This window comes from Streptomyces manipurensis (assembly GCF_049570255.1).
Classification (GTDB): Bacteria; Actinomycetota; Actinomycetes; order Streptomycetales; family Streptomycetaceae; genus Streptomyces; species Streptomyces manipurensis.
This window is the reverse complement of sequence record NZ_CP186950.1, coordinates 4,632,665-4,657,143: the sequence shown is the minus strand read 5'-3', so window position 1 is coordinate 4,657,143 and position 24,479 is coordinate 4,632,665. Positions and strand designations below refer to the sequence as shown.

Below are 24,479 nucleotides of genomic sequence, written 5' to 3'. Positions count from 1 at the left end.
GCTTCCTTGTCTCTCATTCGTGGTCAGTCGGCCAGCCGCACGCTGAAGAGTTTCCTCGCCAGCTTGGTCAACGACCCCGGCTTCTTGGGGTCGAGCGTGAGTACGACACCACCCTTGCACCGGATGCCGATGGACGCAGGCATTCCCGTACCGGAGGACGCCGAGGGAGAGGACGTGGCCGAGGCCGAGGGGGTGGGCGACGGGGCGGGCATCGATGTGAGCGTGCAGCGCGGTTCGATCACGGCGGTCGCCCTGGCATTGGCGTGCACCGCTTCGGTGCCCGGGATCACCGAGTCCCCGACGGTGCCGTTCGTGACCACGGAGACCCGGAACTCGGGGAGGTCCTCCTCGCAGGTCGCCTGGGCGTCGTTCATGGCAGCGAAGGCGAGCCCCTTCCCACAGGCGCCCTCCGTGTCCAGGCGATCGCCCCGGAGGATCCTCTCCCAGTCGCCCCGCGCGAGGCCGGGAAGGTCCAGGCCCACGAACACGTTGTCCCGCGCCTCCTGGGCGGCGGCCAGAGCGGCCGCGTCCGCCGCGCCCTGAGCGTCGCTGCGTTTGGCCCCGCCCATGCCGATGACGACGAAGGCGAGCGCGGCGAAGAGCAGGCCCGTCACCACGACCACGTAGATCGGGAAGGCCTGCCCTCGGTCCCGTGCCCCTGCCACACCCGTCAGTTGGCGGTGATGTCCGCCAGGGCCTGTGTGATGGCGTTGGCGATGGCCGCGGCCAGTCCCGACCCCACGATCGCGCCGATGATCAGCACGATGATGACGATGATCCCCAGGTACTCGAAGACCGTCTGGCCCTCGTCCCCGCCCCGGCCCGCCGCTCGTGCCCGGTTCTGTCGTTCGACGATCGACTTGAGCAGCTTGAGATTCCGCATCGGGGTCCCCTCCAGGGCCGGCGCCGTTGTCGATTCGCGGACGGTACGGCGAGGCACCAGCAGTTGCAAAGGGTCCCGGGGCCCAAATACGGACCCACTGCGCACTCCGTCTACCCATGTCCCGTCACCCCTGGACGGGCGGTTCCCAGCCATCGGGCCATCGCCTCGCTGCGCGTCGCACTCCGGAGCTTCGCGAAGATCCGGTTGATGTGGTTCTTTACCGTCTTCTCACTGATGAAGCAGGTGGCGGCGATCTGCTGGTTGCTCATCCCGGACGCGATGAGGTCCATGACCTCCTCCTCACGCGAACTCAGCCCGAATGCAATGCGGTTGAGACGGTGATGCTCAGACGACTGTGCCACATTCCCTTGCGGCTGCGAAGAGGCCCTCAGCTCCGCGAGGACCGCGCTGGCCGCCGTCGGGCTGAAGTGCGCCCGCCCGACCCGTACGTCGCGCACGGCCGCGACCAGCTGTTCCGGCGTGAATTCGCCATGGACCAGGTAGCCGCCCGCGCCCAGCAGCAGGGCCTCGCGGACGATCTGCGTCTCCTGGCTGTACGTCAGCATCAGTACGGGCGCCAGCTGTACGAGGTGCGGCAGGGCGGACATGCCGTCCACGCCCGGCATGCGCACGTCCAGCAGGATCACGTCGGGGGTGTGCAGCCGGGTCAGATGGAGGGCCGCGCCGCCGTCCGCGGCGGCGGCCGCCACCTCGATGTCCGGGGCGGCGCCCAGCAGGGCGGCAAGGCCCGCCCGGACGACGGGGTCGCCGTCGGCGATCAGGACGCGCAGGCCCGGTGCGGGCGCCATCATCCGACCCCGAACATCGTGCCGAAGTCGACGTCCGCCCCGTACACGAACCCGCCGATGAGCAGGATCATCGTGCCCGGCAGCATGAACATGGTGACGGCGAGCGTCGCCCGGGGGACGGCCCGTGCGGCCCGGCGCCGGGCGTTCTGGGCGTCCGTGCGCCGCATGTCCTCCGCGATGGCGATCAGGGTCTCCACGATCGGCGAACCGAGCTCCTCGCCCTGCTGGAGGGCGGTCACGAACTGGGCGACCTGCTCGCTGTCGTTGCGCCGGCGCAGCTCGTCGAAGGCCTGGCGGCGGCTGACGCCCATGGCCATCTGCTGGAGGGTGATGCGGATCTCGTCCGACCACGGGCCCTGGTACTTGTCGGCCACCCGCTCCAGTGCCGGCCGGAAGCCGAGTCCGGCGCTCACCACGACGGCGAGGACGTCGAGGAAGTCGGGCAGGGTGCGTTCGATGTGGTCGCGGCGGATGCGGATGGCGGACCAGAGGCCCACCTCGATCCAGAAGAAGCCGAAGGCCACCATGAGCAGGGACAGCACGAGCTGCCCGTTGACCAGCATCGCGAAGGCGCCGAGGCCGCCGAGGAAGGCGTAGACGGCGCGGCGGGCCGCGTAGCGGTCGATGGTGAGGCCGGACGGGTTGCCGGCGGTGTCGATCTGGCGGCGTTTGCGCGCCACCCGGTCGGGGCCCATCAGGCGCAGGACGAGCGGGGCGTAGCGGATGCCGGCGCGGTCGACGACGGAGCCGACGGCGGTGGTGCGGGTGGAGCCGACTTCGAGGGCGAGGGCGAGGTCGCTGGGGAGTTTGACGTCGGCGCGGTAGAGGCGGATGCCGTGGAAGGCGCCGAGGACGGCGAGGGCCACGGCCAGTGCCAGGAGCAGGGCGATCATTCCGTCCCCCTCAGACATCGATCTTGGACAGGCGGCGGATGAGGACGAAGCCGACCGCGAAGAGCCCGAGGGCGACGAGGACGGCGCTCTGGCCGATGACGGATCCGGTCATGCGGTCCAGGGCGCCGGGCATCAGGGTGTCCACGAGGAGCAGCGAGCCGACGCCCATGACCGGTACCAGGTAGGCGGTCACGGTGACCTGGGAGAGCTGGGTGCGGATCTCGCGCCGGGTCTCCTTGCGCTGTTCCAGCGTGACGGTCAGGTTGCGCAGGCTGTCGACGATGGCGCCGCCGGCGCGGGCGGACAGGACGAGTGTGGAGACGAGCACGACGAGTTCCCGCGAGGGGAGGCGTTCGGCGATCTCGCCCAGGGCCTCCTCGATGGAGTGGCCGACGGCGAGCCGGTCGGCGACCCGGGCCAGCTCCTCGCCCGCGGGGGCGTCCAGCTCCTCGGCCGCCATCCCGATGGCGGTGCGCAGGGCCAGTCCGGCCTGGGTGGCGTTGGCGAGGATGCGGGCGAGGTCGGGGAGCTGGTTGACGAACCGTTCGGTGCGGCGGGCGCGCTGCCAGTTGAGGAAGGCGTTGGCCGCCCACAGGCCGATGAGCCCGGCCACGGGCCCGAAGAAGGGTGCCAGGAAGGAGGCCGCGACCATCCACAGTCCGGCGACGGCCGCGCACATGGCGACGAAGAACTCGCCCACCGTCAGGTCGAGTCCGGTGACGGCGAGCTTGGTCTCGATGCGGCGGCCCAGGGCGGTCCGACGCAGCCGCCGGTCGATGGTGCGGAAGCGGCGGGCGCGGCCCGGCGGGCCGGGGACTCCGCTGGCCGAGAGGCGCTCGATGAGGGCGGCCCGCTGGGCGCGGCCGGCGGCGTACGCGTGGAGGCCGACGACGGCGAGCACGCACGCGAGCAGCGTGATGCCGAGGGTGAGGAGGACGAGTGGGTTCACAGGGCGGTCCGTGTGATGTGCGGGGTGGTGAGCGGGTCGTCCGGCAGGGCGATGCCGAAGGCCGGCGGGACGGGCTGGTTGCTCATGTAGAGGCGTTCGGCGAGGCGGCGCGGCAGCGGGTGGTACTCGAAGCGGCCGTGGACGCGGCCGTCGCCGGCCAGGGGCTGGGCGGCGAACCGGCAGACGGTGGTGATCCGGAAGGGGTCGCGGCCGTGGGAGTCGAGTACGGAGATCTCGGTGATGCGGCGGGAGCCGTCGCCGAAGCGGGTCAGCTGGACGATGACGTCGACCGCGCTGTTGATCTGGTCCTGGAGGGCTTCGAAGGGGATCTCGACCTCCGACATGGACGCGAGGGTCTGCAGCCGCATCAGCGCGTCGGCGGAGCTGTTGGCGTGGACGGTGGCCAGGGAGCCGTCGTGGCCGGTGGACATGGCCTGGAGCATGTCGAGGGTCTCGCCGCCGCGGACCTCGCCGACGATGATGCGGTCGGGGCGCATGCGCAGGGAGTTGCGCACGAGGTCGCGGATGGTGATCTGGCCCTTGCCCTCGACGTTGGGCGGGCGGGACTCCAGGCGGATGACGTGGGCCTGCTGGAGCTGGAGCTCGGCGGAGTCCTCGATGGTGATGATGCGCTCGCCCTCCGGGATCAGGCCGGAGAGCGCGTTGAGGAGGGTGGTCTTGCCGGTGCCGGTGGCCCCGGAGACGATCACGTTGGTCTTCGCGGCGACGAGTCCGGACAGCAGCAGGAGCATCTGCTCGTCGAGGGAGCCGAGGGAGATCATCTCGTGCAGGGTGAAGGCCCGCGGGAAGCGCCGGATGGTGAGGGTGGCGCCGGTCAGGGACAGCGGCGGGATGATCACGTTGACGCGTTCGCCGCTGGGCAGGCGGGCGTCCACCATCGGGTTGGCCTCGTCGACGCGCCGGTTGACGGTGGAGACGATGCGCTCGATGGTCTGCATGAGCTGCTCGTGCGAGGCGAAACGCAGCGGGAGCTGCTCGACGCGGCCGGCGCGCTCGACGAAGATCTGGTCGGGGCCGTTGACCATGATCTCGGAGATGGAGGCGTCCTCCAGGAGCGGTTCGAGCACGCCGAGTCCGAGGGCCTCGTCGACGACCCGGCGGATGAGCTGGGAGCGTTCGGCGGTGGAGAGGACGGGGCCCTCGCGGCTGATGATGTGGCCGAGTACGCGTTCCAGGCGCGCCCGGCGTTCGGCGGGCGCGAGCGCGGACATCTCGGCGAGGTCGATCTCCTCCAGCAGCTTGGCGCGGTAGGAGGAGACCAGCCGGCCGTCCTCGCGGGGGCTGTGGCGGTCGTCGGGGGTGTTGACCCGGGAACGCAGGCTCATGGTCGGGGCCCCTCGGGGTCGTCTTCGGGCATGGTGGCGCTGCGCAGGGCCGAGCCGTCGCCGACGCCGGGCACGATGGAGCGGATGGACAGCCGCACGGTGGCCGTCACCGCGCCGCCGTAGGTGCTGACGTCGATCTCGGCGCCGGAGCGCAGGCTCTCCTTGATGGCGGCGCGGCCGGCCGCCGCTCCGGCGCCGGGCTCGCGGGCCTCGACGCGGGCGGCCGTGCGGGCGGCGGTCTCCGCCTGCTGGACGACGTACCCGGCCCAGCCGAGCTGGATGCCGGCCAGGGCGACGAGGAGCAGGAAGGGGAGGAAGCCGAGGTACTCCAGGGCCGCCTGGCCGCGGTCACGCTCGTGAGGGCGGCCGTCACGGAAGGCGCGGTCCGGTAAGGCGCGGAGGGCACCGCTGAGGCGGATGGGGCGCTCCATGTCAGTCCTCCTCTTCCTTCGGGGAGCCGGCCTCGCCCTCGATGGGGACGCCGATGCCGAGGCCGGGGTGCAGGATCGGGAGGTTGAGGCTGACCCTGGCGGTGACGATGCCGCCCGTCTCCGAGCAGGTGACGGTCATGTTCCAGGCGCTGCCGACGTGCCGGCCCGCGGCTTCCTCGCAGGACCGGCCGACGGCCGCGGCCCGCGCCGCCTCGTCGGCCGCGTTGCCGGCCAGGGAGAAGGCGTAGCCGATGAGGACGCACTCCCACACCGCCGCGACGAGGAGCAGGATCAGCGGCACCGTGCCGACGAACTCGATCGCCACCTGGCCCCGGTCCCGGTCCGGGGCGCCCGCCCTTCTCCGCGGCGGCACGGGTCAGCCCTCCCGGCCGCGGCGCAGGCGGGAGACGGTGCCCGCGGCGCGCAGGGTGAGGGCGCCGCCCGGGCCGGCCGGGGCGGTCGCGGTGTCCGGGACGGCGAGCAGGCCGAGTTCGCCGGCGAGGGTCCACAGGGCCTGTTTGACGGTGGAGCGGTTGTCGAGGTCCTGGACCCGGCCGGCGTCGACGACGGCCTGGAGCTCCTTGAAGGCGGCGGGTACGGGGGTGCGCGTGGCGCGGGTCTTGGTGATCTTCTCGATCAGGGCGGGCTGGATCTCGGTGTGCTTGCTCCAGCGGTTGACGACCATGGTGGTGTCCTCGGCCTTGCGTACCTGGAGCCGCTCCCACATGCGGACCATGCGTTTGGCGGCGCGGACGGCGACGACGTCGGGGGTGGTGACGAGGACCGCCACGTCGGCGGCCTCCACCGCGGTGGCGTTGGCGCCGGTGACCTGGGTGCCGCAGTCGACGACGACGAGTTCGTAGCGGCTGCGCAGGGCTCCGACGATGTGCCGGGCGGCGCGTTCGTCGACCTCCTCGCCGCGTTCGCCGTCGGCGGGGGCCAGCAGCAGTGCGAGACCGCTGCTGTCCTCGTAGACGGCGTCCTGGAGGACCCGGGAGGAGATGTCCTGGATCCCGGCGAGGTCGGCGATGGAGCGCCGGAACTGCACGTCGAGGTAGGAGCCGACGTCTCCGGCCTGGAGGTCCAGGTCGACGAGCGCCGTGCGCCGCCCGGAGGCGGCCGCGGCGAGGGCGAACTGTACGGCGGTGAAGGTGGTGCCCACGCCGCCCTTGGCCCCGGTGACGGTGACCACCCGCCCGCCGGGTCCGGCGGGGGTGTCGGCGTGGGCGCCCCCGAGGTGGCGGCGGACGCCGGCGGACCACTGGGCGGCGGCCTGGACCCGGGCGGCGAGTTCGTCGTAGGAGAGCGGGAGGCCGATCAGGCCGCGGGCGCCGGAGTCCATCGCCGCGGAGAAGAGGCCGGGTCCGGCGTCGGAGGAGAGCAGGACGACGCCGACCGCCGGGAAGCGCAGGGCGACCTCCCGGACGAGTTCCAGTGCGGGCACCGGGCCGATCCGCTCGTGGACGAGGACGACCTCGGGCAGTTCGTCGAGGGAGTCGAGGGCGAGCCGGGCGAGGGTGTCCAGCAGGGTGGTGGAGTCGTGGACGGTGGCGGCGGGCTCCGCGGAGGGGAGCTGGCCGAGGAGGGTGGCGAGGGAGCGTGCGGCGTCCGGGTCGCCGCAGGCGGGGAGGATTCGGGTGCTCATCCGGGCCTCACTTGTCCCCGTCGAGGGTGTACGTACGGTCGCCGGGGGCGGGTGCGGAGTCGGTGCCGGGGGCCACCAGGGCCAGGCGTACGTGCTCCGCGAAGGACTCGGCGTAGGCGACGCGCTGGGTGTCCCTGGTGCCGAGGGCGAAGGTGATGGGGACGGCTTCGGCCGGGCCCTTCTTCTCGCTGTTCTTGTCGAGGGGGGTGAGCTTGCCGACGTTGAGGACGCGGGCGTTGGCGACGATGATCACGGAGCGGGCGGGGTCGCCCTCCTTGGCCCCCTTGAAGGTGGCGAGGATGTTGACCTTGGCCCCGGAGGTGATCTTCCCGGCCACGCCGGTCGCCGCGTCGATCATGATGGCGATCTCCTGCTCGCCGGGCTGGAGCTGCGGCCGGTCGACGACCATGTCCGCCTGGAGCAGGGAGCCCTTCTTCAGGGTGGTGAGCACGATCTTGTCCTTGAGGGTGCCGAGGTCGGTGACGGCGGTGTCCGGCAGCCACCGCCGGGGGACCTTGACCTCCTCGAACTGCGCCGCGCCCAGGGGGCTGTACGGGGCTATGTCGCCCTTGGCCCGGTAGGCGACGACCTCGGAGCCCACCTTGGAGTTGACGTCACCGATGACCACGAGGACCCCGGCGAAGGCCCCCAGTGCGCACAGGACCGACAGGATCAGCAGGATGACGCCGCGGCGCTGGCGTGAGTTCATGGGCCTTACCTACCTCGCCGTTCTTCATTCATTCGTGCGTTCGAGTGGTCAGGGTCTGGAGCGGGCGGTGCTCGTCGGCGGCGGGGCGGTGAGCGGGGCGGCGCAGAAGCCGCAGCGGTCACCGATGAGTTCGAGCCCGCACCAGTGGCACCGTTCGCGGCGCACCGAGGCGACGAGCTGGTAGAGCACGGACAGGTCGGGGATGCCGGCGGCGAACTCGACGAGTTTGGGGGTGCCCCACCAGCCGGGTGAGGCGGCCGGGAGCGGGTTCTCCATGACGCCCTGCACCTGCCAGGCGGGGGCGAGTTCGGCCGTGACCCAGTCGGAGCCGAGCTGGCCGCGGGCGAAGGTGAGCTGGGTGGCGAAGCCGGGTCCGGCCGGGACGGCCTGCGTCCCGGAGTGGGCCCCTCCGGAGGAGCCGAGCCGGGCCAGGTGCGGGGTGGGGTGGGCGAGTACGGAGAACTGCGCGCCCGGCGACCAGGACCGGGCGTGCGCGCCGAGTCCGACGGGGACGCGGACCCGGTCGAGCTTGGCGACCGAGCCGAGCAGGGCGCCCGCGTAGACGTAGTGGGAGAGCAGGCGGGCGGCGGAGGCGATGACCCCGGGGCTGAAGTCGCAGACGCTGAGCTGGCGCAGCTGACGGGCCAGCAGGGCCGTTCCCAGCGGCGGGAGGTCGATGCCGAGCAGCGCCATCCGGTCGGTTTCGAGGATGGCCCGTACGGTGTGCAGCCGCTGTACGGTGGCGCGCGGGAGCCACGGCGGTACGAGGGCCACGAGGTGGCCGTGGCGTTCCAGGAGGGCGGCCGTCTCGGCGAGGGCGGAGTCCAGGTCGAGCTGGTCGGGCGGGTGCAGCAGGGCGGCCCCGGGCGTGTGCCGGTCGGGGGCCGGAAGCACCAGATCGGCGCTGGTGACAGCGATGGCGGTCGGCACGCGCATTCCCCCGTTCCCCCACGGTCACGTCGGCGCCCCGGACGCCCGCGGGCACCGGCCGGCCCTCGGCGAGGAGTCGCCGGCGAGCGCGCACGCATGCGCGATCGCGGACGATCGACGCCCTTCCCCCTTGCCTCTGCACCATATCCGCGTGACCCCTGCCTGGTCAGGGGCTTGGTGATTCCCGTGCGTGATCCCGTTGTCACAGGTAGCCGGAAACCCGGACAACAGGGAACGCGCGCTGGGCGGTTTCAAGCCACTTTGCGAAGAGTCTTGACACGGGGATTGGTCTGGACCAACTTGGGCGGCGCATGCCGTGCGCCGGAACCACCCCACGCGGTCCGGCCCTTCACCCACCCCTCCCCTCCCCCCACGGAGCCCACGTGAACCGCATACGCGCCCTCGCCCTGCCGCTCGCCGCCACCCTCGCCGCGGGGGCCCTGACGGCCCTCACGGCCGGTGCCGCACAGGCCGCGGACATCAACGTCGCCCGCAACGGCGGCTTCGAGTCCGGCCTCGCCAATTGGTCCTGCACCGGCGGGAGCGGCTCCGCCGTCTCCTCGCCCGTGTACGCCGGAGCCGGGGCCCTGAAGGCCACCCCGGCAGGGTCCGACAACGCCCGCTGCAGCCAGACCGTCACGGTCAAGCCGAACTCGACGTACACGCTGAGCACCCAGGTGCAGGGCAGCTACGTCTACCTCGGCGCGACGGGTACGGGCACCCAGGACGTCTCCACCTGGACCCCCGGATCGGGTTCCGGCTGGCAGAAGCTGTCCACGACCTTCACCACCGGCCCCTCCACCACCCAGGTCACCGTCTACACCCACGGCTGGTACGGCCAGCCGGCCTACCACGTGGACGAGTTCAGCGTCTTCGGCCCGGACGGCGGCGGGGGCACCGACCCCGGGCCGGGCATCCCGGGCGCACCGGCCGGAGCCGCCGTTTCCGGCCAGAGCGCGAACGGCCTCACCCTTTCGTGGAACAACGTCGGCGGCGCCGCCGGCTACCACGTGTACCAGGACGGCGTCCGCGTCCGGACCGTCACCGCGACCTCCGCCCCGATCACCGGGCTCGCGCCGTCCACCTCGTACTCCTTCCAGGTGAGCGCGTACAACACGGCGGGCGAGGGCCCGAAGTCCGCGCCCGTCACCGGGACCACGACCGGCGGCGGCGACCCGGGCAACCCGGCCGTGCCCAGGCACGCGCTGACCGGCTACTGGCAGAACTTCGACAACGGCGCCACCGTCCAGAGGATCTCCGACGTCTCGGCGCAGTACGACATCATCGCCGTCTCCTTCGCCGACGCCACCGCCACGCCCGGCGCCATCACCTTCAACCTCGACTCGGCGGGCCTCGGCGGCTACACCGTCGCGCAGTTCAAGGCCGACATCGCCGCGAAGAAGGCGGCCGGCAAGTCGGTCATCCTCTCCATCGGCGGCGAGAAGGGCACCATCACGGTCAACGACTCGGCCTCCGCCACCAACCTGGCGAACTCGGCGTACGCCCTGATGCAGGAGTACGGCTTCACCGGCATCGACATCGACCTGGAGAACGGCCTCAACCCGACCTACATGACCCAGGCGCTGCGCGCCCTGTCGGCGAAGGCGGGCCCCTCGCTCGTCATCACCATGGCCCCGCAGACGATCGACATGCAGTCCCCGCAGGGCGGCTACTTCAAGACGGCCCTGAACATCAAGGACATCCTCACCGTGGTCAACATGCAGTACTACAACAGCGGCGCGATGAACGGCTGCGACGGCAAGGTCTACTCCCAGGGCTCGGTGGACTTCCTCACCGCCCTGGCCTGCATCCAGCTGGAGGGCGGCCTCGACCCCTCCCAGGTGGGCATCGGCGTCCCGGCCTCCCCCAGCGGCGCGGGCAGCGGCTACGTCTCCCCGACCGTCGTCAACAACGCGCTGGACTGCCTGACCCGGGGCACGAACTGCGGGTCCTTCAAGCCGTCGAAGACCTACCCGGGGCTGCGCGGTGCGATGACCTGGTCGACCAACTGGGACGCCAAGGCGGGTAGTGCTTGGTCGAACTCGGTGGGTCCCAAGGTCCACGGGCTCCCGTAGGCGGTACGTGTGGGGGGTGGCCGGAACGGCTCGCCCGGGACCTCGGAGTCCTTGACCGGGACATGCCACAAGAGGACGCTGAGCGCGTCCGCACGGCTACCCCCACACTCCCGACCCAGGAGAACGCATGCGGCTCCATACCCGCCGGAGGGCCGCCCTGACGGCGGCCCTGCTGGCGCTCGCACTGGGCGCACCCGCCTACGGCATGAGCGCGACGGCATCCCCTCCGCCCAGCCCCTCGACCGCGACGCAGGACGAGGCCATCGTCCAGTACCGGATCCACGGCCCCTCCACCGTCACCGACCGCACCGCGCTGCTCCAGACGGGCGTGTCCATCGACGAGGTGGACGACCACACGGTCGTGGTGAGCGCCGACACCCTCCAGGCGAAGAAGCTCACGGCCCTCGGCTACAAGCTGACCCCGCTGCCCGGCCCCCCGGACCGCGCCCTGCCCGGCATCGCCGCGAGCCCGATGGACTTCCCCTCGGCCGACTCCAAGTACCACAACTACGCCGAGGCGACCGCGGAGATCAACCAGCTCGTCGCGCAGTACCCGGCCATCGCGAGCAAGCGGGTGATCGGGAAGTCCTACCAGGGCCGGGACCTCCTCGCCATCAAGATCAGCGACAACGTGGCGACGGACGAGTCCGAGCCCGAGGTGCTCTTCACCGCCCACCAGCACGCCCGCGAGCACCTGACCGTCGAGATGGCGCTCTACCTGCTCAAGGAGTTCACCTCCAAGTACGGCAGCGACTCCCGCGTCACCAACGCCGTCAACGGCCGCGAGATCTGGATCGTCCCCGACCTCAACCCCGACGGCGGCGAGTACGACATCGCCACCGGCTCCTACCGCTCCTGGCGCAAGAACCGGCAGCCGAACTCGGGCTCCTCCTACGTCGGCACCGACGAGAACCGCAACTGGGGCTACAAGTGGGGCTGCTGCGGCGGCTCCAGCAGCAGCAAGAGCTCCGAGACCTACCGCGGCCCGGCGGCCGAGTCCGCCCCCGAGGTGAAGGCCGTCTCCGACTTCGTCCGCAGCAGGGTGATCGGCGGCAAGCAGCAGATCAAGGCCGCCATCGACTTCCACACCTACAGCGAGCTCGTGCTGTGGCCCTTCGGCTACACCTACAACGACACCGCACCGGGGCTGACCGCCGACGACCTCGCCGTCTACAAGAAGATCGGCACCTCGATGGCGGCGAGCAACGGCTACACGCCGGAGCAGGCGAGCGACCTCTACATCACCGACGGCACCATCGACGACTGGCTGTGGGGCAACCAGAAGATCTTCTCCTACACCTTCGAGATGTACCCGGAGAGCGGCGGGGGCGGCTTCTACCCGCCGGACGAGGTGATCGACCGCGAGACCGCACGCAACAAGGACGCGGTGCTCCAGCTCCTGGAGAACGCCGACTGCATGTACCGCTCCATCGGCAAGGAAGCCCAGTACTGCTCCTAGGCCGTGCCGTGGAAGCAGCGTCGGCCGCACGCCGAGCGGGGCGTCCCCACCGGGGGCGCCCCGCTCCGCCGTCCCGGCTCAGCCCAGCACGGCCAGGGCGTCGATCTCGATCAGCAGCCCGGCGGGCAGGCCCACGTAGACCGTGGTGCGCGCGGCCGGCGCCTGCTTCAGGCCCTGCTCGTCGAAGTAGGCGTCGTACAGCTCGTTCATCTCGGCGAAGTGGGCGGTGTCGGTGAGGTAGACGCGGATCATCACCGCGTCGTCCCAGCCCGCGCCGCCCGCCTCCAGGACGGAACGGACGTTCTCCAGCGTCTGCAGGGTCTGCTCGCGCAGCGTCGGTCCCGCCACCGTCGGCGGCCGGCCCGGGGCGTGCGGGAGGAACCCGACCTGGCCCGCGACCTGGAGGATGTTCCCCTTGCGCACCCCGTGCGAGAACCTCGCGGGCGGAACGGTGTGGGTGGCGGGGGTGACGGCCGTCTTCTCGGTCACGCTCTCTCCTGTACTCCGGAATAGTCCTGACTGATGGCTTCGGCGGTGCGCAGCACCTGCGGCAGCAGGCCGAGCAGCCCGTCGGCCGGTACGACCACCCCGGGCGCGGAGACCGACAGTGCGGCCACGACCCGCCCGTCCGGCCCGCGCACGGGCGCGCCCAGGCAGTTCACGGACTCCTCGTGCCCGCCGAAGTCGGCGGCCCAGCCCTGCTCCCGTACGAGGTCCAGCTCGCGCAGGAAGGCGGCGGCGTCCGGGGTGGAGCGGGCGGTGTAGCGGGGGTAGTCGATCCGGTGGGCCAGGGCCCGGCGCTCGGCCTCGGGCAGGTCGGCCAGGATCAGCTTGGCGACGGCGGCGACGGTGAGGGCCACCGGCCTGCCGATGCGGGAGTACATGCGGACCGGGTAGCGGCTGTCGACCTTGTCCACGTAGACGACCTCGCCGTCCTGGTGGAGGGCGAGGTGGACGGTGTGCCCGGTGGCCCGGTTGAGCTCCACCAGGTGGGGGTGCGCGACCTCGCGCACGTCGAGGTTCTCGATGGCCTCGGCGGCCAGGGCGAAGAGCCGCGCGCCGAGCCGGTAACGGCCGTCGGGGCGGCGGTAGACCAGCCCGTGTTCGTGCAGGGTGCGCAGGAGGCGCAGCGCGGTGCTCTTGTGGACGCCCAGCTCGTCGGCGACCTCGCCGAGGCCGGCGGGGCCCCGCGCGAGCAGCGGCAGGATGCCGAGCGCCCTCTCGACCGACTGGCTCATCGCTCGCCCTCTCCCGCGGCCACCGCACGACCGGACCGGCCGGCGCACCGGGCTCCGGCGGGGATCCGGGGCCGGAGCCCCCGCGGCGGAGCCGCACGTTGACCCGCCGTCACCCGGGATGTTAGACACGATGCAGCGGTACACGCAACGACCGTTGCACACCACGCAACTCCCGGGAGGCACCCGCATGGCCACCGCCAGCGACCCCGCCAGCGACCCCGTCAAGGACCTCGCCGACGAGCCGGTCGACCACCGGTTCAAGGGACTCCCCCCGGACGCCCAGGGCCTCACCGTCGGGCAGCTCGCCGCGCAGCGCCGGGACCTGCACACCGGCGGGTTCACCACCCCCGTCCTCACCCTCGACGCGGACGCCCTGGAGCACAACCTCACCGCCCTCGGCCACTACGCCGCCCGCCACCGCCTCGCCTTCGCCCCGCACGGCAAGACCTGCATGGCCCCGCAGCTCTTCCGCCGCCAGCTGGACCACGGCGCCTGGGGCATCACCGCCGCCGTCCCGCACCAGGCCCGCGTCTACCGCGCCTTCGGCATCTCGCGGATCTTCCTCGCGAACGAGCTCGTCGACCCCGCCGCCCTGCGCTGGGTCGCCGCCGAACTCGCCGCCGACCCCGGCTTCCGCTTCATCTGCTACGTCGACTCCGTCCGCGGGGTCGAGCTCATGGACCGCGCCCTCACCGGCCACGCGCCGCGCCCCCTCGACGTGGTCGTCGAACTCGGCGCCGGCGAGGGGGCCCGTACCGGCGCCCGCACCGAGGAGGACTGCCGGGCCGTCGCCGACGCGGTGGCCGCCACCACCACCCTGCGGCTCGTCGGCACCGGCGGCTACGAGGCCGAGGTCCCCGGCGCCGACCCGGAGAGCGTCCACGCCTACCTCGGCCGGCTGACCGCCCTCGCCGTCGAGTTCGACCGGGCGGGCCGGTTCGCGGCCGACCTCGACGAGATCGTCGTCAGCGCCGGTGGCTCCGCCTGGTTCGACGCCGTCGCCGACGTCTTCGCCGAACTGCCCGCACTCTCCCGCCCCGTGCTCAAGCTGCTCCGCTCGGGCGCCTACGTCTCGCACGACCACGGCTGGTACACCCGCCTGACCCCCTTCAACCGTCACCCCGACGAAGGCGGGCTGCGCCCCGCGTTCCGCCTGTGGACCCAGGTCGTCTCACGCCCCTCCCCCACCCAGGCGTTCGTCAACGCCGGCAAGCGCGACATCGCCTACGACCTCGGCCTGCCCGAGGCCGAACTGGTCCGCGACGCCCTCACCGGCGAGGAGCGCCCCGCCACCGGCGTCCGCGTGGTCAAGCTGTCCGACCAGCACGCCTGGCTGGAGACCGACACCGCCGACGACGTCCGGGTGGGCGACTGGGTGGCCCTCGGCATGTCCCACCCCTGCACGATCTTCGAGAAGTGGCCGCTGATCCCCGTGGTGGAGGCCGACGGCACCGTCACCGACTACGTCCGCACCTTCTTCTAGGCCCCGGGCCGTGGACCTCGTCATACGGGGCGCCCGTGTCGTCGACGGCACGGGCGGCCCCTCGTACACCGCCGACGTCGGCGTCCACGAGGGCCGCGTCGCCGCCGTCGGCCGGCTCTCCGGCGGCCGCAGGACCCTCGACGCCCACGGGCTGGCCCTCGCCCCCGGCTTCGTCGACATGCACGCCCACAGCGACCTCGCCCTGCTGCGCGACCCGGACCACAGCGCCAAGGCCGCCCAGGGCGTGACCCTCGAAGTGCTCGGCCAGGACGGACTGTCGTACGCACCCGTCGACGACCGCACCCTCGCCGCCGTCCGCGCCGCCGTCACCGGCTGGAACGGGCCCGGCGACGACATCGACTTCGACTGGCGGACGGTCGGCGGCTACCTCGACCGGCTGGACCGCGGCTTCGGCGGCGAGGGCATCGCCGTCAACGCCGCCTACCTCGTCCCCCAGGGCACCGTCCGCGCCCTCGTCCTCGGCTGGGACGACCGCCCCGCGACCCCCGCCGAACTCGACCGGATGCGCCGGCTCGTCGCCGACGGCCTCGCCCAGGGCGCCGTCGGCATGTCCTCCGGCCTCACCTACACCCCCGGCATGTACGCCACCGGCGCCGAACTCACCGAGCTGTGCCGGGTCGTCGCCCGCTACGACGGCTACTACTGCCCCCACCACCGCAGTTACGGCCGCGGCGCGCTCGCCGCCTACGCCGAGATGACGGACCTGGCCCGGGAGGCCGGCTGCGCCCTGCACCTCGCCCACGCCACCATGAACTTCGCCGAGAACGCCGGCCGGGCCGCCGACCTCCTCGCCCTGCTCGACGCGGCCCTCGCCGACGGAGCCGACATCACCCTCGACTCCTACCCGTACACCCCGGGCTGCACCACCCTGGCCGCCCTCCTGCCCGGCTGGGCGCACGAGGGCGGCCCCGACGCCCTCCTGGCCCGCCTCCGCGACGACGACCACGCCGAGCGGATCCGCCACGCCCTGGAGACCGAGGGTTCGGACGGCTGCCACGGCGTCCCCGTCGACTGGTCCACCGTGGAGATCTCCGGCGTCACCGACCCCGCGTACGCCCCGTACGTCGGCAGGCGCCTGGACGGCTGGGACGCCGCCCGCCGGCTCCTGCTCGGCGACCGGCTCGGACCGACCGTCCTCCAGCACGTCGGCCACGAGGACAACGTCCGCGCGATCATGCGCCACCGCGTCCACACCGGCGGGTCCGACGGCATCCTCCAGGGCGCGAAGCCGCACCCGCGGGCCTACGGCACCTTCCCGCACTACCTCGGCCACTACGTCCGCGAACTCGGCCTGCTCACCCTGGAGGAGTGCGTCGCCCACCTGGCCGGGCGGCCCGCCGCCCGGCTGCGCCTGCCCGACCGGGGGCTGGTCCGCGTCGGGTACCGCGCCGACCTCGTCCTCTTCGACCCGGCCACGGTCGCGGCCGGCGCCACGTACGAGCGGCCCCGCACCCAGCCCACCGGAATCCCGCACGTCCTGATCGACGGCCGGTTCGTCGTCCGCGACGGCCGCCGCACCCCCGTGCTCGCCGGGCGGTCCGTGCGCCGAACCGGCCACGTCCCGGGGTAGATCAGCCGCCTACGATGGCGCCATGGTCGCCTTCGCCCTCGCCGCCCTGCTCTTCACAGCGTTCTGCATAAGCGTCAGACAGGACCGGCGGCGCTTCAGCAACGCCGTACTCCTCGGGCTGACCTTCCTCAGCGCCTTCTCCGCCCTCTTCCTCCAGGTGGCCAAGCTCCCCTTCTGGGCGGCCGTCACCGTCGTCGTGCTCACCTTCGCCTCACCGGCGTTCGGCGTCCTGGCGCTGGGCGTGCTCCTCGTCCGCAACGGCATGACGATGGTCCGCAAGGAGGGCTTCCGCCCGGCCACCATGCTGTCGCTGCTGGCCGGCCTGTCGATCTTCGCGCTGATCGCGCTGCTGGTCCTCGTCGCCGTGGTGGGCTCCCCCCTCCTCGGCGGCATCGCCGGAACCCTCACCGTGGTCGCCGGCTACGTCTCCTTCGTCTTCTTCTGCTTCCTCGGCTACGCCTTCCTCTACGGCCGGATCAAGGTGCGCGGCGACGTCGGACACGTGGTCATGCTGGGCTCCGGCCTGGTCGGCGGGGACCGCGTGCCGCCGCTGCTGGCCTCCCGGCTGCGCAAGGGGCAGCAGATCTACGACCGCCAGCTGGCCCGGGGCGGCCCGCCGCCGCTGCTGCTGGTGTCCGGCGGCAAGGGCACGGACGAGAAGGTCTCCGAGGCCCGGGCCATGGCGGACTGGCTGATCGCGGAGGGCGTCCCGGCGGAGCACGTCGTACTGGAGGACCGCTCCACGACCACCGAGGAGAACATGCGCTTCAGCCGCGAGATCATGGAGGCTCACGACCCGGCCTACCGGTGCGTCATCGTCACCAACAACTTCCACGCCTTCCGCGCCGCGATGCTGGCCCGCAAGACGGGGGTGAACGGGCAGGTGCTGGGTTCCCCCACCGCCAAGTACTACTGGCCGAGCGCCACCATCCGCGAGTTCGTCGCCGTGTTCTGGGAGCACCGGACGGTCAACCTGTCCATCTGCGGCCTGCTGACCGTCTTCGGCGCCCTCGGCACCCTGGCCGCGGTCCTCGTCTGAGGCCCGGCCCCGGACGGGGAAGGTGCCGTGACTCCCCCCTTGGCAGTCACGGCACCGGATCCCGTCCTCGCGCGCCGGCTCAGACCCGCTGCCAGAGCGCCGGAACGTTCGGCGGCTCCCAGCCCGTCTGCGCCTGGTGCCCCTGGATGCAGCGGTAGGTCCCGCCCCCGTACGTGACGGTGGCGCCGGCCGCGTAGACCGTGCCCGCCTTCCAGGTGCCGCCCGGCTCGGGCTCACCGGGACCGGGGCCCGGACCCGGGTCCGACCCGGCGACCTTGAGGGTCAGCCCGTACGCGGACAGGATCGGGTTCAGCGGCTGGAAGAAGGTGGTGCCGCCGCTGGAGCAGTTCCCGGAACCGCCCGAGGTCACGCCCTGTGCCTGGCTCCCGGAGATGTAGGAGCCCCCGGAGTCGCCGGGCTCGGCGCAGACCGTCGTACGGGTCACGCCGGAGATGGTGCCCTCGGGGTAGGTGACGCTGGTGTTGTGCTGCTGGATCGTGCCGCAGTGCCAGCCGGTCGTCGAGCCCGAACGGCACACCGAGGCCCCGACCGGCTGCAGGACCGAGCCCGTGACCTGCACGTTCGCCCCGCCGCTGCCCTTCACGTACGGGGTCGCCGTCCAGTTGCCGTTCGCCGCGACCCACGCCATGTCGCTGCCGGGGAAGACCGAGGCCTGGAAGGAGCCCTGGGCGACCCGGTTGAAGCCGGTGGTGCTGGTGCCCGCGCGCCCGCAGTGCCCGGCGGTCGCGAAGCCGTGCACGGTCCCCTTGGTCACGGGGAAACCGACCGAGCAGCGGCCGGAGCCGTTCATGTAGTACGCGTCGCCGCCGCGCAGGTCGTACAGCGGACGCGGGGCCTCGGCCGTGCGGACCACCGTGACCAGGGAGGAGTCCGTGCCGGTGGCGGCGAGCAGCCGGGCCGCGGCCCCCGCCTCGGTCTCCTCGACGACGAGCGTGTTCGTGCGCGGGTCCACGTAGCGGACGGGCGTGCGCGGGTCCGCGGCCCGGTCCAGGGCGGCCTTGGCGGAGTCCAGGTCGGCGAGGGCCCGTACGACGACCCTCGCCTCGGCGCCGGCGGCGCGTATCGCGGCGGTGTCGGCGGGCCGGGTGGTGGCCACGGTGAGGGTGCCGGCGTCGGCGCCCTCCACCCAGGCACCGGCGAAGGCGGCACCCAGCCGGTCCCGCAGCCGGGCCGCGGTGGCACCGGCCTCGGCCTCGTGGACCAGCCGTGCCTTGGCCTGCGTGGGGGTCAGGCCGAGGTCGCGCTGCAGGGCGGCGAGCAGCTCGGGCGGGGCGTCGGCGGTGCGCAGGGAGGTCGCCGCCGAGGGGGCGGCCGGAGCGGGGTCGGCGGTGGCGCCGCCCGTCCCGGCCAGCAGCAGCCCGGCGGCGGCCAGGGCGGTACACGCCGCGCGGGCGTGTCGCTTGAGCATGGGGGATCTCCTCGGTTTCCGGTGGGGGGTCTGCGGAAACCGTAGAAATCCGAACCGCCGTGCGGGAGCTGCCGGTTGGCCCCTCCCCCGGTGTTATGGCCGGGCCCTCGCAGCGGCCGAAGTGCGTTCATGGGGCGTCGGCCGGAGTATGGGGCCAGGGGAAAACCGTAGGAGGTACGCGATGGTCAGTGAACCCGACGAGCAGCCCACCCGGTCGGACCGGCTCTTCACGGGCGGGGAGCGACCGTACGACCCCGAGGACCTCGTGATGGCGACCGGCCACGACCCGACTCCGGAGCGGGTCGAGAAGGCGCGCAAGATGATCGAGAAGGAAGGCCCCCAGGTCATCGAGCGCTACCTGCCGTAGCCGAGCACGAAGCCCCCGAAGAGGGTCACCACCCCGCCCCCGGCCCGCCCCTGCCGGGGGCATCTCGTCTGCGCACGGCCACCGTGGGCCCCGTCCCGGGGAGGTGCCCGGCCGGCGCGTCAGCCCGCCGGCCGCTGCGGCGCCGCGACCGCCCTGGCCAGCGCCTCGGCGTGCGCGGCCCGCGCCCGCTCCAGCACGTCCGGGGCGCGCGCCGCGGCCCGCGCCGCCGGATGCCAGCCCAACAGGTGCCGCCAGAGCAGCGGGGTCCCGGCGAGCGGCCGGGTCACCACCCCGGGGGTCGCCGGGAACGTGGCCCGGCACAGCCCGACCGCCCGCCCCACCTGCACGAGGTGCACGCACGAGGCGGTGTCGGCCTCGTAGACGGACGCGGGCGTGAACCCGGCCCGCACGCACGCCGCGGCGAAGCAGTCGCCGAAACACCCGTCACCCGGTACGTCGGCCCACGCCTCGGCCGCCAGCTCGGCCAGCTCGACCTCCCGGGACGGGGCCAGCGCGAGCGGATGGCCCTCGGCGAGCATCACGTGCACCGGATCGCGCGCGACCTCCATCCACGCCAGCCGCCCGGGCTCCGGCGGCGCGCTCTCCCCGCACACCCCGACCAGCGCGAAGTCCAGGCGGCCGTCGGCGACGCTTCCGGCGACCTCCTTCTCGGACCAGGAGGTGTAGGTGGTCACCGGCACGCCCGGCTCGTCCCGTGCGATGCGGTCGACGAGCCCGCCCAGCAGCGGCCCGTGGGTCGCGCCCAGCCGGTATCCCTGCGCCCCCTGCCGGGCGAGCCGCACGGCGTCCTCCTGGAGCTCGCACACGGCGGGCAGCAGGACCCGCGCCCGCTCCAGCACCAGCTCCCCGAGCGCGGTGGGCCGCACGCCCTCCCGCCCCCGCACGAAGAGCATCCCGCCCAGCACCCGCTCGACCCGCTTCAGCTGCGTGCTGAGCGCCGGTTGCGCGAGCCCCAGGACGGTTGCGGCGCGGGTGAGGCTTCCCGCGTCGGCGACGGCCCTGACGATCTTGAGGTGTCTCAGCTCCAGATCCATGCGTCGAGCTTGGTCCAGACCTATAGTCGTGCGCTACGGGTCCAACGCATCCAGAATCGTTAATGCTCGTTAGCCGCCAGAGGGCCGCAACCCTAAGGACAGGTAAATGCACACGATCGACATCGACTGGGACCACCCCACGGACCCCCGCCCCGGCCCGAGGCTCGACCACGTCCGCGCCTACGTCAGCACGGCGGGCGCCGACGGACACCTCTGGCACGGAGTCCCCACCCTCCTGCTCACCACGCTCGACCGCGCCACCGGCCGCACCGCACGCGTCCCGCTGATCTACGCCGAGGACGCGGGCCGCCACATCGTCCTCGCCTCGGCCGACGGCGCCACCGAGCACCCGCGCTGGTACCGCAACCTCACCGCGCACCCGGAGGTCCGCCTCCAGGTCGGCGCCGCGGCCTTCGAGGCCGTCGCCCGCACGGCCACGCCCGAGGAGCGCGAGACGTACTGGGAGATGATGACGGCGCTCTGGCCCGCCTTCGAGGACGACCAGGCCGCCGCCCGCCCCCGCGAGATCCCCCTGGTGATCCTGGAACACCGGGCACGGTGACCGCCGAGGCCCGCGCGCCCGCGGCCGCGCGGGCCGGCGGCCGCGGCCTCAGCCGTGGTCGTAGACGGTCACCTCGACGTCACGCGCGCACAACGCCTCGGTGATCAGCGGTTCCACCCGCGACCACCTGCCGCCGGCGAGCCCGCACCCGATGCGGGGCATGTGGACGCTCGCGCCCAGCTCGACGGCGTGCCCCGCCAACGCCACGAGGCAGCGCTCCAGGGCGTCGTAGCGGATCGGCGGACCGGAACTGCCGGTCCGCATCCCGCGCTGCCCAACCATGTTCGCCACCCACACGTCGGGCTTCACCCGCACCAACTGCACGGCGCCCAGCCCGAAATCGTTCCCACTGCGCCCCCGGTGCCACGCCCGGTAGGCGGCCTCTGGCTCGGCCCAGCGCCGCGAAACGGCCACCACGAAGCCCTTCCCCCACCCCCCGAGATCGTTGCAGACATGAGCGACGATCTTGACCCCCTTGGCCTGCGGACTCGTCGCATCCCCGGCCACCACCCTCAACGCCTTCACACCCCGACCTTAGGCGCCACCTCGGACAACGGGGGGGCGGGGCGGGGGCTTCGGCTGGTCGGGGGCAGGGGGCGGGAGCCGCTGGGGCGGGATCAGAGTTGTCCTGGGGGTTTCCCGTCAGTCCCATCGTCTCTCCGTGTCGGGCCGGTCCCTCAAGGGCGCTCCCTCCGGTCGCGTCGCTACGCGATGGCCTGCGGCCACCCTTGACCGACCGTCCCGCCCCGGAAAAACGAGGACAGCCGGGAAACCCCCAAAGGAACGGGCCGGGACAGAAGGAGCGAGACGAGGGAGCGTCCTGTCCGGGCGGAGCCCGGCCCAGGAACGCCCCAGATCGCTACGCGCTTCTCCAGCAGAGCGACTGCGAGCCCCTGTGGTCGGGCATAGGCCGCCACCCATCGCTACGCACTCCTCTGCGATGGCGACCGCGAGCCTCTTGGGTCCCCGTTCCCGGGTGATGGAGGTAAGTCGCGGGGATTGTTCGTGTCAGCCGAGCTCAATCCAGGTCAGCGCGAGTACGGCACCCCATCTCTGGCTCAAATGGACACGAATGGTGCACGCGAAGGGCCCTCTCTGCTGTCGTCGTTGCGCCGACCTGGATTGAGCTCGGTGTGAGCGTCATCCGACCCGCTTCCAACCCCCATTCGACTTCCGCGGCCAGCCTGCACGCGCCCAAAGGGGGTTTCGGGAATTGCTGGGCTCCTGACTGCCCGCAGTCGCCATCCCTGCGCCCACCCGACACTCATTGGCGGCCTGTACCTCATCGCCAACGAGGTCAGCCCCCGACAACGACCGTGCGCACCTGGCGCCTACGTCTGTCGACCCACGACCGCCGGCGGTCGCAGTCCTTGAGGAGCGCGTAGCGATAGTGGGCGGCTTATGCCCGACCACAGGGGCTCGCAGTCGCACAAGGAGGGCGACCCTGCGAGTGAGAGGGCGTCCACCCGCCACGGACGGGGGGCGGACGCTGAGACGTGAGGAGCGCGTAGCGATCTGGGGCGCCCCGGGCCGGGCGCCGCCCGGCCCTCTCCGACTCCCCGTCTTTGGTCCTGTCGCCCGGCCCGTTCCTTTGGGGGGTTCCCGGCAGTCTTTCGGATTTCCGGGGCGGGACGGTCGGTCAAGGGTGGCCGCAGGCCATCGCGCAGCGACGCGACGAAGGAGCGCCCTTGAGGGACCGGCCCGACACGGAGAGACGATGGGACTGCCGGGAACCCCCCAACACTGCTCTGATCCCGCCCCGCCGAAGCCCCCCACCCCCCTCAGAGGTACTCCCGGGCGAATTCCACCGCCCAGGCCACCGCCGCCACCGGGACGGCTCCCGAGTCCGGGGAGATGGCGAGGCGGGCAGACTCCCAGTCGTGGTCGTGCTCGCAGAAGATCGCGAAGTGGCCTTCCGGCGCGCCTCCCTGCGGCCTGACGAGGAACTCGATCGCCCGGTCGTCCCCGTCCGTGCCGACCGTGGTGATCGCCATGTCACCCACTACGAACTCCACTGCCCCGTGCCCCTTAACCGCCGCCGCCGCGGCACCTCTCGCCTGGAGTCCCAGCTTCCCCAACACGGCCGACGGCCCGCATGAGTGCGCGTACTCAGCCCGCGTACTCACTCACCTCGCCCTCCCGGGGGGTGACGAGCGCAACACGCGTCGCCCCGGGCAGGTCCGGGGCGGGTCGGGCCCACCCCATTCCGCAGGCCGGGAGACGGCTCGGCCCCGGATTCCAAGGGAAGGGCGCGCTCCCACCCACCCATCGCATCAAACCGGGCAAATCGACCTTCGATCCTCTCTTCGAAAACGCAGGTCAAGCGCCCACCCGGCGCCGTAAGCTCCCGTCATGCAGGTGATCCAGTCAACCAAACTCGCCAATGTCTGCTACGAGATCCGCGGCCCCGTGCTCGAAGAGGCCATGCGGCTCGAAGCAGCAGGTCATCGCATCCTCAAGCTCAACACCGGCAACCCCGCGGCCTTCGGCTTCGAGTGCCCGCCGGAGATCCTTGAGGACATGCTCCGCAACCTGGGCTCCGCCCACGGTTACGGCGACGCGAAGGGTCTGCTGTCCGCGCGCCGCGCGGTCATGCAGCACTACCAGACCAAGGGCATCGACCTGGACGTCGAGGACATCTACCTCGGCAACGGCGTCTCCGAGCTGATCACGATGTCGATGCAGGCACTGCTCGACGACGGCGACGAGGTACTGGTCCCGGCCCCGGACTACCCGCTGTGGACGGCGTCCGTCTCCCTGGCCGGCGGCACGGCCGTGCACTACCGCTGCGACGAGCAGTCCGACTGGATGCCGGACCTCGCCGACATCGAGCGCAAGGTCACCGACCGCACCAAGGCGATCGTGATCATCAACCCGAACAACCCGACCGGCGCCGTCTACGACGAGGAGATGCTGCGCGGGCTGACGGACATCGCGCGCCGCCACAACCTGGTCGTCTGCTCCGACGAGATCTACGACCGGATCCTGTACGACGGCGCCCAGCACTTCAACACCGCCGCCATCGCCCCCGACGTCCTGACCCTCACCTTCAACGGCCTGTCCAAGAACTACCGGGTCGCCGGCTACCGGGCCGGCTGGATGGCCGTGTGCGGCCCGAAGAAGCACGCCACCTGCTACATCGAGGGCCTCACGATCCTCGCGAACATGCGCCTGTGTGCGAACATGCCCTCGCAGTACGCGGTGGCCACCGCACTCGGCGGCCGGCAGTCGATCGAGGACCTGGTCCTGCCCGGCGGGCGGATCCTGGAGCAGCGCAACGTCGCCTACGACCTGCTGACCCAGATCCCCGGCGTCACCTGCGTGAAGCCGAAGGGCGCGCTGTACGCCTTCCCGAAGCTGGACCCGGCGGTCTACAAGATCAAGGACGACCGGCAGATGGTCCTGGACCTGCTGCGGGCGGAGAAGATCATGGTCGTGCACGGCACCGGCTTCAACTGGCCGGAGCCCGACCACTTCCGCATCGTGACCCTGCCGAACGCCAAGGACCTGGCGGACGCGGTGACGCGGATCGGGAACTTCCTCGACGGGTACGGCCAGCTCTAACCGCCGCGCGGCCCGGTCGGCC

General features: G+C 72.3%; 25 protein-coding genes. 8 read left to right on the top strand and 17 right to left on the bottom strand.

Annotated features, from left to right (window positions below; genetic code table 11):
* Positions 1–23: 23 nt before the first annotated feature.
* The 11 genes from ACPU2J_RS21685 to ACPU2J_RS21635 form a co-directional block, all read right to left on the bottom strand.
* Positions 24–665, bottom strand: coding sequence for a pilus assembly protein TadG-related protein (locus ACPU2J_RS21685; RefSeq protein ID WP_420079766.1), 642 nt, complete (start codon positions 663–665; stop codon positions 24–26).
* Positions 666–670: 5 nt separating this feature from the next.
* Entirely contained in the window at positions 671–883 is a 213-nt protein-coding gene (locus ACPU2J_RS21680; RefSeq protein ID WP_361590653.1) for a hypothetical protein, read from the bottom strand.
* Between the two features lie 110 nt (positions 884–993).
* Entirely contained in the window at positions 994–1,695 is a 702-nt protein-coding gene (locus ACPU2J_RS21675) for a response regulator (protein WP_420079767.1), read from the bottom strand.
* Complete coding sequence (locus ACPU2J_RS21670; RefSeq protein WP_389069138.1) at positions 1,692–2,585, bottom strand: DUF5936 domain-containing protein; 894 nt, start codon at positions 2,583–2,585, stop codon at positions 1,692–1,694. The genes ACPU2J_RS21675 and ACPU2J_RS21670 overlap by 4 nt, the downstream gene beginning before the upstream one ends.
* A 10-nt stretch (positions 2,586–2,595) precedes the next feature.
* Positions 2,596–3,534 (bottom strand): type II secretion system F family protein, encoded by a 939-nt coding sequence (locus ACPU2J_RS21665; RefSeq protein ID WP_420079769.1) that lies wholly within the window; start codon positions 3,532–3,534, stop codon positions 2,596–2,598.
* Positions 3,531–4,880 carry a CpaF family protein gene (locus ACPU2J_RS21660; protein WP_361590662.1) on the bottom strand — a complete coding sequence of 450 codons (1,350 nt, stop codon included), beginning with the start codon at positions 4,878–4,880 and terminating at the stop codon, positions 3,531–3,533. The genes ACPU2J_RS21665 and ACPU2J_RS21660 overlap by 4 nt, the downstream gene beginning before the upstream one ends.
* Positions 4,877–5,311 (bottom strand): TadE/TadG family type IV pilus assembly protein, encoded by a 435-nt coding sequence (locus ACPU2J_RS21655; RefSeq protein WP_423833839.1) that lies wholly within the window; start codon positions 5,309–5,311, stop codon positions 4,877–4,879. Before ACPU2J_RS21655 ends, ACPU2J_RS21660 begins: the two co-directional genes overlap by 4 nt.
* Position 5,312: 1 nt before the next feature.
* Positions 5,313–5,636 (bottom strand): TadE/TadG family type IV pilus assembly protein, encoded by a 324-nt coding sequence (locus ACPU2J_RS21650; RefSeq protein WP_399815226.1) that lies wholly within the window; start codon positions 5,634–5,636, stop codon positions 5,313–5,315.
* A gap of 51 nt (positions 5,637–5,687) precedes the next feature.
* Complete coding sequence (locus tag ACPU2J_RS21645; RefSeq protein ID WP_365069841.1) at positions 5,688–6,956, bottom strand: AAA family ATPase; 1,269 nt, start codon at positions 6,954–6,956, stop codon at positions 5,688–5,690.
* A gap of 7 nt (positions 6,957–6,963) precedes the next feature.
* Entirely contained in the window at positions 6,964–7,665 is a 702-nt protein-coding gene (gene cpaB / locus ACPU2J_RS21640) for a Flp pilus assembly protein CpaB (protein ID WP_420079771.1), read from the bottom strand.
* A gap of 48 nt (positions 7,666–7,713) precedes the next feature.
* Entirely contained in the window at positions 7,714–8,601 is an 888-nt protein-coding gene (locus tag ACPU2J_RS21635) for a hypothetical protein (protein ID WP_365069845.1), read from the bottom strand.
* Positions 8,602–8,978: 377 nt separating this feature from the next.
* On the opposite strand from ACPU2J_RS21635, the gene ACPU2J_RS21630 reads away from it, so the two are divergent.
* Positions 8,979–10,670, top strand: a complete 1,692-nt coding sequence (locus ACPU2J_RS21630) for a chitinase (RefSeq protein ID WP_423833838.1) — start codon at positions 8,979–8,981, stop codon at positions 10,668–10,670.
* 127 nt (positions 10,671–10,797) lie between these two features.
* Positions 10,798–12,129, top strand: a complete 1,332-nt coding sequence (locus ACPU2J_RS21625) for a M14 family metallopeptidase (RefSeq protein ID WP_420079773.1) — start codon at positions 10,798–10,800, stop codon at positions 12,127–12,129.
* 78 nt (positions 12,130–12,207) lie between these two features.
* Here the strand turns inward: ACPU2J_RS21625 and ACPU2J_RS21620 are convergent, their stop codons facing one another.
* Positions 12,208–12,618: a RidA family protein gene (locus ACPU2J_RS21620; protein WP_391341266.1), complete on the bottom strand. Its 411-nt coding sequence runs from the start codon at positions 12,616–12,618 to the stop codon at positions 12,208–12,210.
* Positions 12,615–13,367, bottom strand: a complete 753-nt coding sequence (locus tag ACPU2J_RS21615) for an IclR family transcriptional regulator (protein WP_423833837.1) — start codon at positions 13,365–13,367, stop codon at positions 12,615–12,617. The genes ACPU2J_RS21620 and ACPU2J_RS21615 overlap by 4 nt, the downstream gene beginning before the upstream one ends.
* A 187-nt stretch (positions 13,368–13,554) precedes the next feature.
* Here ACPU2J_RS21615 and ACPU2J_RS21610 point away from each other — a divergent pair, with 187 nt between their 5' ends.
* The 3 genes from ACPU2J_RS21610 to ACPU2J_RS21600 are packed head-to-tail and all read left to right on the top strand — an operon-like array spanning position 13,555 to position 17,480.
* A complete protein-coding gene (locus tag ACPU2J_RS21610; RefSeq protein ID WP_391341264.1) occupies positions 13,555–14,850 on the top strand; it encodes an alanine racemase in 1,296 nt (431 codons plus the stop codon).
* Between the two features lie 10 nt (positions 14,851–14,860).
* Positions 14,861–16,441 carry an N-acyl-D-amino-acid deacylase family protein gene (locus ACPU2J_RS21605; RefSeq protein ID WP_420079776.1) on the top strand — a complete coding sequence of 527 codons (1,581 nt, stop codon included), beginning with the start codon at positions 14,861–14,863 and terminating at the stop codon, positions 16,439–16,441.
* Between the two features lie 22 nt (positions 16,442–16,463).
* The gene (locus ACPU2J_RS21600; RefSeq protein ID WP_420079777.1) at positions 16,464–17,480 is read left to right on the top strand and encodes a YdcF family protein; all 1,017 of its coding nucleotides are present in this window, start codon (positions 16,464–16,466) and stop codon (positions 17,478–17,480) included.
* A gap of 79 nt (positions 17,481–17,559) precedes the next feature.
* Here ACPU2J_RS21600 and ACPU2J_RS21595 read toward each other — a convergent pair whose 3' ends face one another.
* A complete protein-coding gene (locus tag ACPU2J_RS21595) occupies positions 17,560–18,909 on the bottom strand; it encodes a carbohydrate-binding protein (RefSeq protein WP_420079778.1) in 1,350 nt (449 codons plus the stop codon).
* A gap of 181 nt (positions 18,910–19,090) precedes the next feature.
* Between ACPU2J_RS21595 and ACPU2J_RS21590 the strand changes: the two genes are divergently transcribed.
* Positions 19,091–19,276 carry a hypothetical protein gene (locus ACPU2J_RS21590; protein WP_361590702.1) on the top strand — a complete coding sequence of 62 codons (186 nt, stop codon included), beginning with the start codon at positions 19,091–19,093 and terminating at the stop codon, positions 19,274–19,276.
* A 119-nt stretch (positions 19,277–19,395) separates the two neighbouring features.
* Here the strand turns inward: ACPU2J_RS21590 and ACPU2J_RS21585 are convergent, their stop codons facing one another.
* Positions 19,396–20,331 (bottom strand): LysR family transcriptional regulator, encoded by a 936-nt coding sequence (locus ACPU2J_RS21585; protein ID WP_420079779.1) that lies wholly within the window; start codon positions 20,329–20,331, stop codon positions 19,396–19,398.
* 106 nt (positions 20,332–20,437) lie between these two features.
* Between ACPU2J_RS21585 and ACPU2J_RS21580 the strand changes: the two genes are divergently transcribed.
* A complete protein-coding gene (locus ACPU2J_RS21580) occupies positions 20,438–20,893 on the top strand; it encodes a nitroreductase/quinone reductase family protein (protein WP_399310213.1) in 456 nt (151 codons plus the stop codon).
* A 48-nt stretch (positions 20,894–20,941) separates the two neighbouring features.
* Here ACPU2J_RS21580 and ACPU2J_RS21575 read toward each other — a convergent pair whose 3' ends face one another.
* The gene (locus ACPU2J_RS21575; RefSeq protein ID WP_365069855.1) at positions 20,942–21,418 is read right to left on the bottom strand and encodes a macro domain-containing protein; all 477 of its coding nucleotides are present in this window, start codon (positions 21,416–21,418) and stop codon (positions 20,942–20,944) included.
* A 1,256-nt stretch (positions 21,419–22,674) separates the two neighbouring features.
* A complete protein-coding gene (locus ACPU2J_RS21570) occupies positions 22,675–22,908 on the bottom strand; it encodes a hypothetical protein (RefSeq protein WP_361590723.1) in 234 nt (77 codons plus the stop codon).
* 337 nt (positions 22,909–23,245) lie between these two features.
* Between ACPU2J_RS21570 and ACPU2J_RS21565 the strand changes: the two genes are divergently transcribed.
* Positions 23,246–24,457: a pyridoxal phosphate-dependent aminotransferase gene (locus ACPU2J_RS21565; protein ID WP_361590726.1), complete on the top strand. Its 1,212-nt coding sequence runs from the start codon at positions 23,246–23,248 to the stop codon at positions 24,455–24,457.
* The last annotated feature ends 22 nt before the right edge of the window (positions 24,458–24,479 follow it).